At 65.2% G+C, this 17386-nt stretch carries 12 protein-coding genes and 1 pseudogene; 9 read left to right on the top strand and 4 right to left on the bottom strand.

Going from position 1 to position 17386, the window contains the following annotated elements; genetic code table 11:
• From V5A53_RS14570 to V5A53_RS06055, 3 genes are all read right to left on the bottom strand, one after another.
• The coding region (locus V5A53_RS14570) for a twin-arginine translocation signal domain-containing protein (RefSeq protein ID WP_442928679.1) at window positions 1–119 on the bottom strand (119 nt) is incomplete at its 3' end.
• 471 nt (window positions 120–590) lie between these two features.
• Window positions 591–5120, bottom strand: a complete 4530-nt coding sequence (gene gltB / locus V5A53_RS06060; RefSeq protein ID WP_332312682.1) for a glutamate synthase large subunit — start codon at window positions 5118–5120, stop codon at window positions 591–593.
• A gap of 117 nt (window positions 5121–5237) precedes the next feature.
• On the bottom strand, window positions 5238–5807 hold the full coding sequence (locus tag V5A53_RS06055; RefSeq protein ID WP_332312681.1) for a DUF7344 domain-containing protein: 570 nt from the start codon (window positions 5805–5807) through the stop codon (window positions 5238–5240).
• Between the two features lie 289 nt (window positions 5808–6096).
• Here V5A53_RS06055 and V5A53_RS06050 point away from each other — a divergent pair, with 289 nt between their 5' ends.
• Window positions 6097–6855 carry a hypothetical protein gene (locus V5A53_RS06050; RefSeq protein WP_332312680.1) on the top strand — a complete coding sequence of 253 codons (759 nt, stop codon included), beginning with the start codon at window positions 6097–6099 and terminating at the stop codon, window positions 6853–6855.
• A gap of 181 nt (window positions 6856–7036) precedes the next feature.
• On the opposite strand, the gene V5A53_RS06045 is transcribed toward V5A53_RS06050, so the two are convergent.
• Window positions 7037–7567: a DUF7344 domain-containing protein gene (locus V5A53_RS06045; protein WP_332312679.1), complete on the bottom strand. Its 531-nt coding sequence runs from the start codon at window positions 7565–7567 to the stop codon at window positions 7037–7039.
• A gap of 326 nt (window positions 7568–7893) precedes the next feature.
• Between V5A53_RS06045 and V5A53_RS06040 the strand changes: the two genes are divergently transcribed.
• The 8 genes and pseudogenes from V5A53_RS06040 to V5A53_RS06005 form a co-directional block, all read left to right on the top strand.
• Window positions 7894–9360 (top strand): vWA domain-containing protein, encoded by a 1467-nt coding sequence (locus tag V5A53_RS06040; RefSeq protein WP_332312678.1) that lies wholly within the window; start codon window positions 7894–7896, stop codon window positions 9358–9360.
• A gap of 111 nt (window positions 9361–9471) precedes the next feature.
• Window positions 9472–10821, top strand: a complete 1350-nt coding sequence (locus tag V5A53_RS06035) for a choice-of-anchor W domain-containing protein (RefSeq protein ID WP_332312677.1) — start codon at window positions 9472–9474, stop codon at window positions 10819–10821.
• A gap of 113 nt (window positions 10822–10934) precedes the next feature.
• Window positions 10935–12647 carry a SipW-dependent-type signal peptide-containing protein gene (locus V5A53_RS06030; RefSeq protein ID WP_332312676.1) on the top strand — a complete coding sequence of 571 codons (1713 nt, stop codon included), beginning with the start codon at window positions 10935–10937 and terminating at the stop codon, window positions 12645–12647.
• 132 nt (window positions 12648–12779) lie between these two features.
• Window positions 12780–14153: a SipW-dependent-type signal peptide-containing protein gene (locus tag V5A53_RS06025; RefSeq protein WP_332312675.1), complete on the top strand. Its 1374-nt coding sequence runs from the start codon at window positions 12780–12782 to the stop codon at window positions 14151–14153.
• Between the two features lie 181 nt (window positions 14154–14334).
• The gene (locus V5A53_RS06020) at window positions 14335–14940 is read left to right on the top strand and encodes a hypothetical protein (protein WP_332312674.1); all 606 of its coding nucleotides are present in this window, start codon (window positions 14335–14337) and stop codon (window positions 14938–14940) included.
• Window positions 14941–15116: 176 nt separating this feature from the next.
• Window positions 15117–15365, top strand: a complete 249-nt coding sequence (locus V5A53_RS06015) for a Sec-independent protein translocase subunit TatA/TatB (protein ID WP_332312673.1) — start codon at window positions 15117–15119, stop codon at window positions 15363–15365.
• Between the two features lie 305 nt (window positions 15366–15670).
• Entirely contained in the window at window positions 15671–16441 is a 771-nt protein-coding gene (locus tag V5A53_RS06010; protein WP_332312672.1) for a hypothetical protein, read from the top strand.
• Window positions 16434–17386: pseudogene (locus V5A53_RS06005) on the top strand (hypothetical protein); the annotation flags it as partial. The gene V5A53_RS06010 and the pseudogene V5A53_RS06005, both read left to right, overlap by 8 nt.

The following is a 17386-nucleotide window of genomic DNA, read 5'->3' as shown; positions in this document are numbered from 1 at the left end:
GGCGCACTCGCATCCGCCGTCGCGTTCGCGGGAAGTGTCAGCGCCGCGCCGGTCGCTGCCGATAGCTCCATGAATCGCCGGCGAGAAACCGGCGACCCGTCGAATGGGTCCTTACTCATGCGTGAGACTCACACGCCGAGGTAACCCGAACCCCTACAAAAGGTTCTGACAAGACCGTGCAAAAACTTCGATGAAAAAGACACGGCGGCCCTCCCTATGGTCGGGCCTTGGTCCCGCGCTCCCTCCGGTCGTGCGGTGAACCGCTCGCGCCCTGCGGGCGCTCGCGGACATCACTCTGTATTTGTCGAGAGAGTCAGCGCGCGAACTCGGTTTAGGCAGCCAAAGCAAGAATCAAATTGAGACGGACTGATACAATAACTCGAGCTAGCATCCGCCGAGCGGGGTGCTTGAAAAGCGGCCCCGAGGCGGTTCCCGGCGCCGAACGAAGTGAGGCGCCGTAGCGCGCACGGACTGGAGGCGGCCGGAGGCCGCCGGAAGGAGTACGCGCGCATATTTTCCCCACGTTTTTGCCGCGGAGGCGTGTTCGGCGCGCAGCGCGCCGAACCGCCGGAGCGTGCAAAAAGTGGTTGTCAGTCGTCGCTGGCGACGTGCCCGGCCGCGTCGGTCCGGGCATCGGGCGTCGCGCTTTCGGGGAGGTCGTTGCGGACGTCGGCATCCTCGCGTTCGGCGATAATCTCCGCGTAGGCGTCGGGGAGCACCTTGACGAACCTCTCGACTTCCTCGTCCCAGTTGTCGAGGATGTACTCGGCGCGGTCCGAGTCGGTGTAGGCGACGTGGTTCTCGACCATCCGGCGGAGCATCTCGCGGTCCTTCTGGTCGAGTTCCTGCGAGGTCGAAACCATGCCGTAGTTGACCTTCTGCTCGAAGTCGCCCTCGCGGTCGAGGACGTAGGCGACGCCGCCGGACATGCCCGCGGCGAAGTTCTTGCCGGTCTGGCCGAGGCAGGCGACGACGCCGCCGGTCATGTACTCACAGCCGTGGTCGCCGACCGATTCGACGACGGCCTTGACGCCGGAGTTGCGGACGGCGAAGCGCTCGCCGGCCTTGCCGTTGATGTAGGCCTCACCCTGCGTCGCGCCGTAGAGGGCGACGTTGCCGATGAGGATGTTCTTCTCGGGTTCGTAGGGAGCGTCGTTCGGCGTGTTCACGACGAGTTTGCCGCCTGAGAGGCCTTTGCCGACGTAGTCGTTGGCGGTGCCGGTCAACTGGAGGGTGACGCCGTCCTGCAGGAAGGCGCCGAAACTCTGGCCGGCCGTGCCGCCGAAGTCGACGGTGATGGTGTCGGCGGGAAGGCCCTCGGTGCCGTGAGCCTTCGAGATGCGGTTCGAGAGCGTCGCGCCGACCGCTCGGTTGTTGTTCGAGATGTCGCGGTCCAGATGGACGGGTTCGCCGTGCTCGATGGCGTCTTCGGCCTCGTCGATGAGGTCCCAGTCCAGCGCCTGGTCGATCTCGTGGGTCTGCGGTTCGGTCTTGGTACGCTGGTCGCCGGCGGGTTCGGCGAGAATCGAGGAGAGGTCGAGTTTCCTGGCCTTCTCCTGTTCGATGTCCTCGCGCTGTTTGAGGACGTGGGGGCGACCGACCATCTCCTCGACGTTCGTGTAGCCGAGGTCGGCCATGATCTCGCGGAGTTCCTGGGCGATGAACGTCATGTAGTTGATGACGTGCTGAGGCTCGCCGGGGAAGCGGCTCCGGAGGTCCTCGTCCTGCGTGGCGACGCCGACCGGGCAAGTGTTCTCGTGGCACTGTCGAGCCATCACACACCCGGAGGTGACCAGCGGTGCGGTCCCGAAGACGTACTCCTCGGCGCCGAGCAGGGCGCCGACGGCGACGTCGTAGCCAGTCTTCATGCCGCCGTCGACGGTGACGCGGATACGGGAGCGCAGGTCCGTCGAGCGGAGCATCTGGTTGGCCTCGGCGAGGCCGAGTTCCCACGGCAGGCCGGCGTTCTTGATTGAGGTTTTCGGCGAGGCGCCGGTCCCGCCCGAATGCCCGGAGATGTGTACTACGTCGGCGTTGGCCTTCGCGACACCGGCGGCGATGGTGCCGATGCCGGCCTCCGAGACCAGTTTCACGTTGATGTCCGCATCGGGGTTGGCGGCCTTCAGGTCGTGGATGAGTTGCTTGAGGTCCTCGATGGAGTAGATGTCGTGCAGCGGCGGCGGCGAGATGAGACCGACGCCCGGCGTGGAGTAACGGACGTGGGCGATCATCTCGTTGACCTTCCGGCCCGGCAGGTGACCACCTTCGCCCGGCTTGGAGCCCTGCGCCATCTTGATCTGGATCTCGTCGGCGTTCGTGAGGTAATCGCTCGTAACGCCGAAGCGGCCGGACGCGACCTGCTTGACGCTACACTCCTTTTCGGTGTTGAACCGCTCGGGCGGTTCGCCACCCTCGCCGGTGTTGGATTTGGCGCCGAGGCGGTTCATCGCGATGCAGTTGTTCTCGTGGGCTTCCGGCGAGAGGCTGCCGAGACTCATCGCGGCCGTCGAGAAGCGCTTGACGATGTCCTCGACGGGTTCGACCTCGTCGATGTCGACCGGGTCCCGGTCCGAATCGAACTCCAGCAGGCCCCGCAGGGTCTGGAGGTTCTCCTGCTGGTCGTTCATCATCGAGGCGAACTCCTGATACTGCTCGTAGTCGCCTTGTCGGACGGCCTTCTGGAGAGTGCCGACCGACTGGGGGTTCCACTCGTGGAACATCCCCGAAGAGCGGTGTTCGTACTCGCCCTGCAGTTCGAGGTCCGGTTCGTCGCCGAAGGCGACCTCGTATCGGCGGCGGAGGTCATCCTCGATATCCTCGATGTCGATGCCTTCCGTCCGGGCGGTGGTGCCCTCGAAGTATTCGGCGACGAACTCCGAATCAAGGCCGACCGCCTCGAAGATCTGGGCGCCCTGATAGGATTCGACCGTCGAGATGCCCATCTTGGCCATCGTCTTCAGCAGGCCGTCCTCGACGGCCTTGATGTAGGCCTGGACGGCCGCGTTCTCGTCGGCGCCGTCCGGGCCGGCGACGAGGTCCGTGATGGACTCGTAGGCGAGATAGGGGTTGACCGCGCCGGCACCGTAACCGATGCAGGTGGCGACGTGGTGGACTGCACGCGGGTCGCCCGATTCGAGGACGAGTCCGACGTGGTTCCGGAGGCCGTTGCGGACGAGGTGGTGGTGGACGCCGCCGGTCGCCAGAAGCGCCGGAATGGGGATGGCGTCGGCGCCGGCCGCCCGGTCCGAAAGCACGAGGATATCGTGTTCCTGTGCAGCCTGCGTGGCTTCCTCGCGGACGTTCTCGACGGCGGTCTCGAGGTCCGTCTCGGGGTCGAACGTTATGTCGACGACCGCCGAGGAGAGCCCGCCGTCGCCGTCGAGGTCCTTGATCGATTTCGCCTTCGCGTCCGTCAGGACCGGCGAATCGACGACGAGTTGCCGGGCGTGTTCCGGCGTCTCGTCGAGCAAGTTGCGCTGGAAACCGAGTCGGGATTCCAAGGAGGTTACCAGTTCCTCGCGGATGTAGTCCAGCGGCGGATTGGTGACCTGTGCGAAGAGCTGTTTGAAGTACGTGAAGAGCGGGCGGTTGAACTGCGAGAGGACGGACAGCGGCGTGTCGTCGCCCATCGACCCGACGGGGTCCTTGCCGTCGCGGGCCATCGGCTCGATGAGGTGGTCCATCTCGTCGTGGGTGTACCCGTACAGCGCCTGATGGGAGCGGAGTTTCGAGACGTCTCCCTCCGGCAGGGCGTCCTCGGTGTCGGCGATGTCGTCGATGGAGACCTGCTCTTGGTCGACCCAGTCGGCGTACTTCTCGTCGACGAGTTCGTCGAAGATCTCCTCGTCGGGGATGACGCGGCCCTCGTTGGGGTCGGCGACGAAGAGCTGGCCGGGCTGGAGGCGGTCGCGGCGCTTGATGTCGCCGAAGTCCGGTTCGAGCGCGCCGGCCTCGCTGGCCATGATGAGTTTGTCGTCGGTCGTCACGTCGTACCGGCAGGGCCGCAGGCCGTTGCGGTCCAGTACGGCGCCGACGCGTTCGCCGTCGGTCGCCGCGACGAGGGCGGGGCCGTCCCACGGTTCGACGAGCGAGGCGTGGTAGTCGTACCACTCGCGGCGGTCCTGGGGGACGCGGTTGGCCTCGCCGCGCCACGCCTCGGGGATGAGCATCCGGAGGGCGTGCGGCATGTCGCGGCCACCCTCCATCAGGAGTTCCAGCGCGTTGTCGACGCTCGCGGTGTCGGACTGCTCGGGGTCGTTGATGATCGGCCGGAGGGTGTCGATGTCGTCGCCGAACTCGGGGTGTTCGAGGTCGTCCTCGCGTGCGCGCATCCAGTTGATGTTCCCCTGAATCGTGTTGAACTCGCCGTTGTGGATGATGTTCCGATAGGGGTGGGCGAGATGCCACGCGCCGAGGGTGTTCGTCGAGAAGCGGGCGTGGACCATCGCGAAGGTCGACGTGAAGCGTTCGTCGGAGAGGTCCGGGTAGTAGGCCGGCAGTTGTTCGGCGGTCAGCAGACCCTTATAAACGAGCGTGTCGCGGTCCAGCGAGCAGATGTAGAAGCGAGCGGAGCCGTCGGGACGGCGGTCCTCGACGGTCGTTTCGAGGTCACGCCGGCCGACGTAGAGCGCGCGGTCGAAGGCGTCCGAATCGAGGTCCGAGCGGACGAAACACTGGACGATAGCGGGTTCGGATTCGGCGGCCGTCTCGCCGAGGGGGTCGTTGTTCGTCGGGACTTCACGCCACGCGAAGACCTCGAGGCCGTGGTCGGCCAGTACGTCCTCGACGAGGTCCTGCAGGTGGGCCGCCGCGTCGGAGTTCTGCGGCATGAAGATCGAGCCGACCGCGTACTCGCCGCGGTCAGGGAGGTCGTCGATCTCGTCGGCGAAGAACTCGTGAGGCATCTGAAAGAGGATGCCCGCACCGTCGCCGGTGTTCTCGTCGGCACCGGTGGTGCCGCGGTGTTCGAGGTTTTCGAGTAGTTCGAGGCTGTCCTCGACCGTCTCGTGGGACCGGCCGCCGTCGAGGTCCATGACGACGCCTACCCCACAGTTGGCTCGGTAGTCGTCGGGGTCCGCGAGGCCGGCCGTCCTCGCAGAAGAGTCGGTTCGCTCTGGCATTACCGTTTCATGCCCGATAGCGGGATAAGAGGTTTCCCCTCAAAGACTAATGGTAGATTTACCCCATACAAGGACATATAAGGTTAAATATGTGGTAGTGCCTCCCCCGGACCGGCCTCAGTCGAACAATCTGTTGCGGCGCGTGTACGCCACGTGCACCGCTGAAGCGAGGAGGAACGTCGTCGAAAGCAGGAATCCGACCCCGAGGCCGTCGATATACGGGAGGGCACCCGTCCACGCCGCGACGACGAACGCGAAGGCAACCACCGAGAGCCCGAGCCAGAAGTCACTCCATGGAAGGTCACCTTTCGGAACGACCTCGAGGTACACGTCCAGTTCCGAACCCTCTGTTGTCAGCGTTATCAGCCCCCGGTCCTGATCGTACTCGATGAATCCGTACCTGCTGAGTTTCGGGAGGTGCGACTGATACAGCGACGTGTACACGCGTTTGCGTTGTTTGTACGTCACTCCCTCGATGGTCGTGTCGTTCTCCCAGGCGGCGATCCGTTCGGAGAGGTCTCGAATCGACACCTCGGACCCATCCGGCTGTGCCCGAAGATACCTGATAGCCTGTCTTCGCCGCGGATTCGACAGGATCTCGTGAATACGGTCCGTCGACGACGATTCCGAAGCGCCCACCGACTCCTCTCTCTCCACACGAGTGGCTGTTTGTTCCATGTTCCCCATCCTCTCTCGAGTATCGATACGATTGGCCAACGTATATACATATCTTCAAATTTAAATGAATTACCAATAGGCTGGTATGCTGACTCAACCGACAGTATGGCCGAGCTTTCCGGCGGTGGCGAGGCCCTCACATCCCGAAGAACGGGAAACCTATCAGCGGTAGGAGAGTCGTAACTACCCCAGTCACGGTCGAATGACACGTGTAATGCGTTCGTACACTCTTCTGTCGAGGTGGAAGCGCCCGGAATACACCGGTGTGAATCGCTGCCTTCCGTGTACCGCACTCAATATGGTCCTCGACGGAGCCCTCGCCGTCGCCGTCGCCGCCACCGGGGCCGTCCTCGGCGTCCCGTGGGCCGTCGAGACGGGCATCGCCGTCTTCGTCCTCGGACTTGCGGTCATCTACGTCAACGGCTATCTGGTTCCGGGGACGCCGACGCTGACGAGGCGCTATCTCCCGGCGCGCCTGTTACGGTTGTTCGGAAAGGCCGACGAGGGGGCGACGATATCGGTCGATCCGGAGGCGGAACTCCGTTCGACCGGACTGGTCGTCGACGAAGGCGCCGACCTGTCGCTGGATCCGGCCTTCGAGACGGCATGGAGCGAAGCGGTCGACGCCATCGGTCGTAACGACCGCGTTATCGCCGAAAACATCCGATCGGGACTCGCCGACCTCGGCGGTTTCGACCCCGACCGTCTCGAACTGGTCGACGGACCGCATGCCTTCGTGGCGTGGTACGACGACGAAGTCGTCGCGAACTGGGAGTCACGCGCCGCCAGTCTCGCGGACGTCGCTGCGGCAGACGTCCTCCCACGATTCGATCCCACTTGGGAGCGCCGTCCGCTCGCCGTTCAGGCCGAACTCCTTGGAGCGCTTCGGCTGTTCGTCGAACGGTGTCCGACCTGCGGCGGTGACGTGACGTTAGGACATCGGGTCGTCAGCTCCTGCTGTCACGACCGCGACGTCGTCGCCTCGAGTTGTGCGGGCTGTAACGCTCGCCTCTTCGAGATCGACGTCGACCCCCGGACGCTCGAGACCCTCGCGTAGTCCGGGTGGGCGGGCAGCGAACCGACCGACGAAAACACTCACCTTTCTCCGTTCCCCGCCGATGAACCGCGCTCACCGGACGAGTGCCACAATCGTGAAAAGCTGGCTCGGCCGCCCGAGCAACGACCTCAGGGCAGGTCGGCGGAAAACGCCGTACGCCGACGACCGCCCAAAAACGCGGTCAACCGAACACGCGACGGAGATACCAGCGGATGGACCACAGCTGATAGCTCAACGAGAGCGCGAAGGCGACGAGGAACCCGCTGGCCAGAAGGAGCGGGTCGACGGCACTGACGAGCGGGACGTCCGCAAGCGAGGCCACGACCGCGACGAGGCCGACGACGCCGAGGGTGCTGTAGTACTCGCTCCAGGAGAAGCCGTACATCGTGTCGACGGCCATGTACCGGTCGACCGCGCGGGCGTTCGGCCGCAGACTGACCGCTCGGGCCTCGCGGTCGTAGTCGATAATCCCGAGTTCGTCGAGTTTCGGGAGATGCGTCTGGTGAAGCGAGTTGTAGACGCTCTCGCGGACCGCACGCGGCGGGGGATTTCGGCCGGTCTCGTGGGTCGCTATCGACGCCGAGAGGTCCCGCAACGAGACCGTCCGCCCGGCCGCGGCGTCGGTCAGATATCGGAGCGTCTCCCGCCTGCGCGGGTTGGCGAGAATCTCGTGTATCACCGCCTCGGGAAGGGCCTGGGCTCGAAACACCATTGAACGTACACACGCGAAACGGGGGCGTGAGTACTCGCCGCATACCGGAGACGGATTGACGTCCCATCCATATCGGCTTGCTGTCACAAACGGGCTTAATCCTGCGTTAGGAGTCACCGTTCTCGGCGGTAGGCACTACGGATACGACCGGCTGTGAGTGCCTACAACCCTCGAACGTCGCGTTTGACGGCCTCGGAAATCCCCTATGCCGACGTTCGAATGGCGGGTGGTAGTTCGTAACTACACCGGTAGCTGTCGTGGCATCGAGCAACCGAACCGGGATACCGTCCCAGCCGGCGTCGTCCGGTGCGTTCGGGAGCAAGACCATGACAGACAAAACGAACGACATCGAACTCTCGCGGCGCAAGATCCTCGGCGGCCTCGGCGCCGTCGGGCTGGCCTCCGCGGGCGCCGGCCTCGGCACGACCGCGTACTTCAACGACGAGGAGAACTTCGTCGGGAACAATCTGACCGCAGGCGAACTCGACCTCAAGCTCGACTACAGGGCGACCTACGCGGGCGGGCCCGGTCGACTCGAGGAGATCGACGGATGGTACAGCGAGGACGGCCCCGGTGAACCCTTCGACGTCGTCGAGGAGGAGGACGGCGTCTACCTCATCGGCGAAGTTCCGAATGTCGGCGAACTCGACTGGGTAGACGAGGTCCAATCGCGGGACTTCTGTGCGCCGGAGGTCGGTCTGGTAAACGGCGACGAGATTCCGGTGTTCGTACTGGACGACGTCAAACCGGGCGATTGCGGTGAAGTGACCATCAGCCTCCACATCTGCGACAATCCCTCGTGGGTGTGGATGAACGGCGAGCTCACCGAGAACGCCCAGAACGGCTACGCGGACCCGGAGATGGAAGCCCTCGGCGATGAGTTCGACTTCGACGGCAACGACACCGAGATGGGCGGCCAGTTGGCCGACGCCGTCGAGGTGACGATGTGGTACGACGAGAACTGCAACAACGTTCTGGATGGCGACGCCGGTCAGGAGGGGGACGCGGTGTGTGTCCAACTGGTCATCGACACGTCCGGTTCGATGAGCGGTACCCGACTCGCCAACACCAAGAGCGGTGCGAAACAGCTCGCACAGACCATCCTCGGCGCGAACCCCGACAACCGCGTCGGCGTCACGCGGTTCAGTACCAGCGCTACCACGCCACAGCCGCTGACCGACGACCTTGCGGCCGTCGAGGCCGCGATCGACGGGCTGGTCGCTACCGGCGGGACGAACGCACAGTCCGGCGTGGACGCAGGTCAGGCCGAACTCGAGAACTGTCCCCCCGACGAGAGCGTGATGGTCGTCTTCGGCGACGGCGATATCAACACCGACGGTAGCGCCGCGAAGGGGGCCGGGACCGAGATATACGCCATCGGCGTCGGTGGCGCGAGCTTCTCCGATCTGGAAGACCTCGCCAGCGAGCCGCCGGAGGATTACGTGTTCTTCGGCACGGACGACGCTGCCATCGAACAGATCTTCGGGCAGGTCGCCGAGACGATCACTCAGGGCGAGACGATCATCTTCGAAGGCAGCCTCGCCGATGCAATGGCGACACTCGAGGAGGGCATCGCCCTCGACGGCAACCGCGCCACCGAGGAGCGTGCCCCGTTCGCCGGCGGGCTGACCCAGTGTATCGGCTTCGAGTGGTGTCTCCCGACCGACGTCGGCAACGAGGTCCAGACGGACTCCGTGATGTTCGATGTCGGGTTCTACGCCGAACAGTCGCGGCACAACGACGAGCCGGAGAACCCCTTCGCGACGCCGACGCCGACCCCGACGGACGACTAGCTGACAGACCACGAGCGGCGACGCCGCTCTCCCCCACCCGAACCCTGAAAAGGGCGGCCGACGAGGCGGTTCGACTCCGCCGGTGGGACTCCCCTCTGGGGATATACAACCATGACTGACGACAACAACCAAATCGGACTCTCGCGGCGCAAGATGCTCGGCGGCCTCGGGGCCATCGGACTCGCCTCCGCAGGCGCCGGCCTCGGCACGACCGCGTACTTCAACGACGAGGAGAACTTCGTCGGGAACACCCTCACTGCGGGTGAGCTGGACCTGTTCGTCCACGTCGACTACTCCGAGGACCAGGGCGACTACGCGCAGTATCAGACGCCCCCGGGAACGTTCGTCGATGGGAATGTCGTCGGCGGAGGAGAGGGCGAACCCCTCAGCATCGAGGTCGATGACCTCAAGCCCGGTGACTCCGGGTTCGGCAAGCTGTGTTTCTCCATCGTCGACAACCCCGCCTACATGTGGATGTGCGGCGAGCTGACCGCGAACGACGAGAACGGTCAGACCGAACCCGAGGCGGCCGTCGACGCCACCGGCGGCGACCCCGGTGAAGGCGCGGGCGAACTCGCCGACGCGATGGTGGCCGGCCTCGCGTACTGCTACGAAGAAGACGTGGACGGAGAAACCGACCTCGTCGTCAGCGACGACATCGTCTCCGGCTCCCTGCGGGATGTTCTGCTGGCGCTCCGGAACGGCGTCCCGCTGGACGGCAGCGGCGACCCCGATGCCGGCATCGAGCGCGATCCCTTCGAGGGCGTCGACCAGCCGTTCGTCGACGACGATATCAACGCCGCTGAGACCTGCCTCTGCATCCACTGGGAGGTCCCGACCGAGGTCGGCAACGAGATCCAGACCGACTCCGTGGCGTTCGACCTGTCCTTCTACGCCGAACAGGCCCGTCACAACGACGGCCTGACCAACCCCTGCGTCACGAGCCGCGAGGGCGAGAGCTTCGCGAAGGGCGAAGCGGAACTGGCCGAACCCAGCTGGCACGCCCGCGGCATCTACGGCGACGGCGGCGGCGCGGCCAACCGCGAGTTGGACATCCGGCTGCCCGACGACACGCCCGTCCACAGCGGTACCGAGAACTACGCGTGGCCCAACGGGCAAGCGGTCCCCTTCTCGCTTACCATCGACGGCGGTGACGCGAAGTGGAACGTGGATGGCTCCGAGGTCACCGTCGCGAACGCGCCGATTCCCGTCGCCAACGGCATCGGCGTGACGGCCAAGTCCCGGACCGCCGACGCCAGCATCGCCGTCGAGGACGTCCGCGTCAACGGCTCGGTGCCGTCGGGCCCTGACTCGGTGACGGCCGCCGGCAGCTCCGAGACCAACTACATCATGCTCGAAGGGGCGACGCTGCAGGAAGGCGACGTCGTCTCCGGGATGGTCACGATGGCCTGGACGAGTACGCCCGCACGCGAGGGGCTGGGCTTCCGCATCGACGTCTGACACACCCGAACCACGACGAGCGGCGACGCCGCTCTTTCCCACACGGACCTTCGACGGTGGCCGATGGCGGTTCGACTCCGCCGGTGGGATTCCCCAATCGGGGACACACAATCATGACAGACGACAACAACCCGATGGCACTCTCGCGCCGTCGCGTCCTCGCTGGCCTCGGCGCCGTCGGCGTCGCGAGCGCGGGTGCTGGCCTCGGCACGACCGCGTACTTCAGCGACCGCGAAACGTTCGAGAGCAATACGCTCACCGCCGGCCAGCTCGACCTGCTCGTCGACTGGCAACAGACCTACGACTTCGGCGAGGGCCACACCTTCGTCAGTGCCCACCCCGACCACGACGGCGACGGTGAGCAATCGATCGCCGCCGACAACGACGCCGGCCAACTCCGGTACAGCGACTTCCCGGACGAGGAAGACGAGGATAGCAACGGCGCGAACATCCCGGTGCTGGACTGCGAGAACATCCCGCCGCTGTCGGAGGCGGACTTCGGCACCGATCCCGTGACGGGCGAAGAGATGGAGACGCTGGTGCAACTCACCGACGTGAAACCCGGCGACTCCGGCGAGATCACCTTCTCGCTGCACCTCTGTGACAACCCCGGCTACATCTGGATGCAGGCCGACAACGTCACCGACGCGGGCGGCGCCGCCACCGAGCCCGAACTGGTCGTCGACCCCGACAACCTCGGTGACCTCGGCGACGCCATCCAGGCCACCCTGTGGTACGACGAGGACTGCGACAACGTCTACGACCCCGCGGAGCCGGTCGATATCATGCTGACGCTGGACTTCTCCGGCTCTATGCTGTACGACCAGTACGGCGGCGTCGTCAGCGATGACGACATCAGTATCGGCGGCACCACCTACGACGAGACGACGAAGATAGACCTCGTGGAACTCGGCACCCGTCAGTTCGTCGACTACCTGCAGTCACAGAACTCGGACGCCAAGGTCGGCGTCGCCTATTTCGACGGCGAGGGCAGCGACGACACCGAACCCCGGACCGGCATCCTACAGTCGATGACGACCGACCTCTCGGTCGTCGATGCGGCGCTTTCGGACCTGCGTCAGAAGCTCGCCAACGTCGTGAGCGGCGGCCCGGGCTCGACCCCGTTCGACGGCGACGGCGACCCGGACCCGTTCTCGAACGCGAGCGGCATCGCCACGGGCACCTACATCGGCGAGGGCGTCGACGACGCCCAGGCCGAACTCGACGCGAACGGCCGCAGCGGCGCGGACAAACGGAACATCGTCCTCTCGGACGGCGAGTCGTTCAACGGCACCGGCAGCACGCAGTTCTCGTCGCCGACCGACGCCGCGGACGACGCGCGGGCGGCCTCGCCGTCCCCCGCGACCGACGTCTACACGATCAACGTCGACGGCAGCGCCAGCGTGCTGCAGGCGATGGCCGGCCCGGCGGGCGGTTCTGGCGGGGACGCGACGTTCTTCAACGACGTCGACGACCCGCTCGACATCCCGAGTGTGTTCGGTAGCCTCGCGGCGCAGACCGTCGGGGAGAAGGTCATCATGCAGGACTCGCTCGGCAACGTCCTCGCAGAGCTGGCCGACGGCAACGGTATCCCGCTCGACGGCAACCGTGCCACGATCTACGACGAACTCGAAGATCCGGCCGACGACCCCGACCGCGAGGCGTTCCGCGGGAACGGCGTGATGCACTGTGTCGCGCTCTCGTGGGAAGTTCCGTTCGAGGTCGGCAACGAGATCCAGGGCGACACGCTCAGCTTCGATCTCGGCTTCTACACCGAGCAGGAGCGGCACAACGACGGTTCCGGACCGGAGCAGACAGCAGCCTGACCGTAACCCGGTCTCCGGTGACGGCCGGTTACCTTCGTCCCATACCGGTGTATCGCCGGTCGGCATCTTCGCCGGCCGGACGCGGCGGTTCGACTCCGCCGGTGGGAGTTCCCTACGGGGATACATAAACAGATGACCGACAAAACCAACGACATCGAACTCTCGCGGCGGAAGATCCTCGCCGGCATCGGCGCCGTCGGGGTCGCCTCCGCGGGGGCAGGACTCGGCACGACCGCCTACTTCAGCGACCGCGAAACGTTCGAGGGCAACACCCTCACGGCCGGCCAACTCGACCTCAGCGTCACGTGGCAGCAGCTCTACCACGGCGGCCCGCAGTCGTCCCGACCCGGCGACTACGGCGACGCCGAGCGCCCGTTCGTGAACGCGTATCCGGACCACGACGGCGACGGCCTCCAGTCGTTCGAACGCGAAGACGGCGTCCACGCGTACGTCGACCCGGACGCCTACGACGACCCCGAGGCGGCCGCCGAAGCGGGGCGGAACCTCGCGTTCACCTGCGCCGAGATAGCCACCTTCGATGAGCCGTCGTTCGACCCGAACGACGAGAGCCTCATCGAACTCGACGACGTGAAACCGGGCGACTGCGGCGAACTCACCTTCGGCATCAAGCTCTGTGACAACCCCGGCTACATCTGGCTCCACGGCGAGCTGACCGACGAGGGAGACGGCGACCATCCTGAGAGCAGTGGTGCGGAACTCGCCGACCTGATACAGGCACGCGCCTGGTACGACGACGGCGACAACGTCTTCCAGGTGGGAGAGACGCCCATCATCGGCGGCACGCTCAGGGAAGTCCTCGGCGCGTTACAGGAGGGCGTACTGCTCGCCTACGACCCCGACGATGACCTGGGCGTTCCCGAACCGGGTGACTCGCCCGAACTCGACGGCATCACGCTCACGCACGACGACTGTGAGGTCGTCCCGGGGAATCCGACCTGTTTCGACTACGGACTGTTCCGTGCCATCAAGATCGAATCCGAGGACCTCCCGACGACCGTCGGCGACTCGGAGACGTACGCGACGCCCGTCGGTGACGTGACCATCACGGTGACCGAGGTCGATGGCGGCGACGTCCGCGAGTTCGACTTCGAGCTCGAGGGGTTCGAGGCCACCGCCGTCATCGTGAAAGGCGGCTCGGCGGCGAACGTCTGCCGGCGGCCTGACGGCGGGGACGGCTACCTCACCGCGGACGCCGGCGAGGGACTGGGCGCACCGCTCAGAACCGACGAGGACCGATACGGCGTCAGCCACGTCAGTTTCTGCTACGACGTCGTCCCGCCGGAGGAACCCCCGGAGGACGTCCCGGTCTGCTTCCAGCCGTCGAACACCCAGTTCATCGGCTTCGAGTGGTGCCTGCCGACCGATGTCGGCAACGAGGTTCAGGGCGACAGCGTCAGTTTCGACCTGTCGTTCTACGCCGAGCAGTGCCGCCACAACCCCGACCCACAGAACCCCTTCAGCGACGACGAATCGCAGTCCGACTGAACACGTTTCACCCGTAGTCGGTAACACGATTTTTCGGCGGATGGATGTATAAATATGGAACGCTCGGTTCGGCAAGTAGAGCTGTTTAGTGTTCAATTTCTTGAGTTCCGGCCGAGATTCGTCTCCGGTACCGGGGGTCGTGAGTTACAATTATTATCATGTATAGTGTTACCAATCCACTATGGACATTGTACACCTGCCGGAGACACGGAGCGATACCTCGACGAACGCGGGGGCCACAGAGAGACCCGACGTCAGAGAGGTCGATCAGTCGAGGGCATCGAAAGGAGGTGATGCAACGGACATCCTCCCGGATGAGATACTCAAAACTCGGATTCAGTCGCACAAGGGATTCGGTCAGGACGACGCGTCCCCGATGGTCACGGTCCGCGGGGAATTCGCCCAGTTACAGCGCGAGTTAGAGGCCAGAGTCGACCGATTTGACCGCACCTGTGAGATCCGATACGAGGACTCGGAGGTGATCGTCTATCGGCTCGACAAGCAGAAAGACTACGAGTACATCCTCGATTACTGCGAGGTCGAGAACAAACGACTACGTGAGATTCTGATCGACGTGATACGGGCCATCGCGGCCGACCGCACCGACGAAGCGGGCCAGTACCCTCTCGTCGTTCGCAAGCCATCCATGTTCCGAAGCGGAGAACGTCACGTCCTCCGCCTGTTACGCTCTCGGAGCCATCCGACGGACCTTTCAAGTTGGGTTCAGCAGTGGCTGAACCGGAAGACGAGTGACGTCCGCTCGAAGGGAAGCCCCCCTGGTGGATAACTACTACCGACATATCTGTTCGCTCGCTGTACTAACGGTGAGTCTCAGGGCAGTTCCGGATGGTGAAATCCTGCTACGGTCCGTTGTAGAGTGCCGTTCGAGGAGGAGTCCGTCGTTCTGCGGGCAACGGTAGCCGCTACTTACCTATACCCGTTCCCGTCCAACGACCCTTTGCGATGATACACACCCTACCGCTACAGTTCGGCCTCCCGGGAGGCCCCGAACTGTTGATTATCCTCTTTATCGCCGTACTCCTGTTCGGCGCGAACAAGCTCCCCGACCTCGCACGTTCGAGCGGGCAGGCGATGGGAGAGTTCAAGCGCGGCCGACAGGAACTGGAAGACGAGATCAAACGCGGCATCGACAGCGACGACCCGACGGCTGAAGAGGAACGCCACGAGGAGGCCGAGATCGACGCGGCCTGAGGCCGCATCGAGCCGAACGACCGCGAATCGTAGTACGGGGCACATCGGATGCCTCACAGACTCGTTCTATCGTCCGGGAATCGTCGATGAGCCGTCGCCACGACGCCACCGGCTGCTAACGGCCGATTCGAGGACGGCAGACACCGCCTACCGTCGCCGGAAGCGACCATCCGGCCCCTCCTACTGGTCCGGTAGGCGGTGCATGGATAACCCCCCTGGCGTCGTCCCGAGAAACAGCAACCGAGCAGCGGAGGATACACCGTTTCGGCACCTCGTCTTCCGTCCGCTCCGGGGTAGCCACCATCATGACACAGAAGAAGTACCCGGACCCGACCCGCCGACGCGTCCTCGCGAGCGTCGGCGCTGTCGGAGCCGGGACCTATGGATTCCTGCGGTTCGGCGACGTGTTGCCTGCCGGCTCGGAGCGCAGGTACACCCACTACACGTACGCGCAGACGGACGAACCGTCGGGACCGAATATCCGCATCGCGTGGTACAGCACCTACAACGGCGAACTGTTGTCCGGGACCCCGACGAACGACGACGACGAGTGGCGCCACGGCGACGAGGAGGACTACGCCGACGGCATCGAGGCCGTTCTCAGCGACCGACCCGCTATCGACGCCTCGAACGTGCTGCCGGGGGACAGCGGGACCCTCAGTGTCGGCCTGTTCGCGGAGTCGAGCGATGCTCGCGTCTGGATGCGGTTGCGGACCGCCGAGGGGACCTCGACACCGCTTGCGGATGCGGTTCAGCTGACGGCGTGGTACGACACCGGCATCTTCGGCATCCACGGCTGTCGGGGCGCCGAAGGCGGTAGCGGCTTCGACCGCATCGTCGACGGCACGCTCGGCTCTCCCGGCGTTCTCGCTCGGGGCCACCAGATCGACCCGGGACTGCTCGACAACAGCGTCCTCCCGGCTGGTGAACGGCTCTGTCTCGCGTTCTCGTGGGCACTCCCGACGGATGCGGGCAACGAATTACAAGGGACGGCTGCCGGTTTCGACCTGGAGTTCCGTGCTGTCGAGCCCTCGTTCCCGGAGAACCCGTTCGCGATGGAGAGTCAGGATGACTGACCCCGAACTATCCCGGCGGGAACTTCTCGCCGGCCTCGGCGGCATCGGCGTCGCCGGGGCAGCAAGCGGCGCCGGGACCTACGCGCTGTTCAGCGACCGGAGCGACTTCGACGGCCGCACGCGAGCCAGCGGGCTCGCCCTCGACATCGAGTGTGACGGCTCCGAATCGTGTGCGAACACCGCCGACGGCGTCTCCTTCCGTTTCGACGGGCTCGACCGCGGAGACGAACGGAGCATCTCCTTCCGGGTGACCGTCCGGCAGAACCCGGCACGGGTGTGGATGGCCACGGACTGTCCCGAGGGGACGGCACTCGAGGACGCACTCGAAATCGAACTGCGCGGGAGCGACGGAACAGAGGTTTCCGGACGCCTCTCCGAAGTCCGTCGCCGGCTCCACACCGGAACGCGCGTCGACGGCGGGAGCGGGTGTACGGCCGTCGATTCGCCCGTGCGGTTCGAACTGCGGGCGAGCCTCCCGGCGGAGGTCGATACGTCGGTCGCCGGCTCGGAGGCGTCGTTGACGCTTGCGTTCTTCGCCGAACAGTGCAGACACGCGGGCGACGGCGGAGACCGGAACCCATTCCGGACCCGACGACCCTGCCGGAAACCCTCCAGCGATCCCGACCGCGGTCGAGGAAACGACGACGACCGTGAGAACGACAGCGACGACGACAGCCCCGACAGTAACGACGACGACAGCCCCGAGTCTGACGGGGAAAGCGAAGGTACCGGTGAACCCGAGGAGGAATCCAACCCGCCGGAGACCCCCGATACCGACGGGGAGGTGTCGACGGCCGATGCGCCCGAGGACGAACCGGAACCCGAGAAGCCCGCTTCGACGCCGGACGGCGAAGCCTCAAGCGACGAGGACCCGAACAGCGGGGAGTCCAGCGATGAGGCCCCGAGCGACGAGAATACCGACGTCGACGAATCGACCGACCAAAA

Source organism: Natronomonas sp., assembly GCF_036625485.1.
In the GTDB taxonomy this organism is placed as follows: domain Archaea; phylum Halobacteriota; class Halobacteria; order Halobacteriales; family Haloarculaceae; genus Natronomonas.
This window is presented reverse-complemented; position numbering and strand designations above follow the sequence as displayed.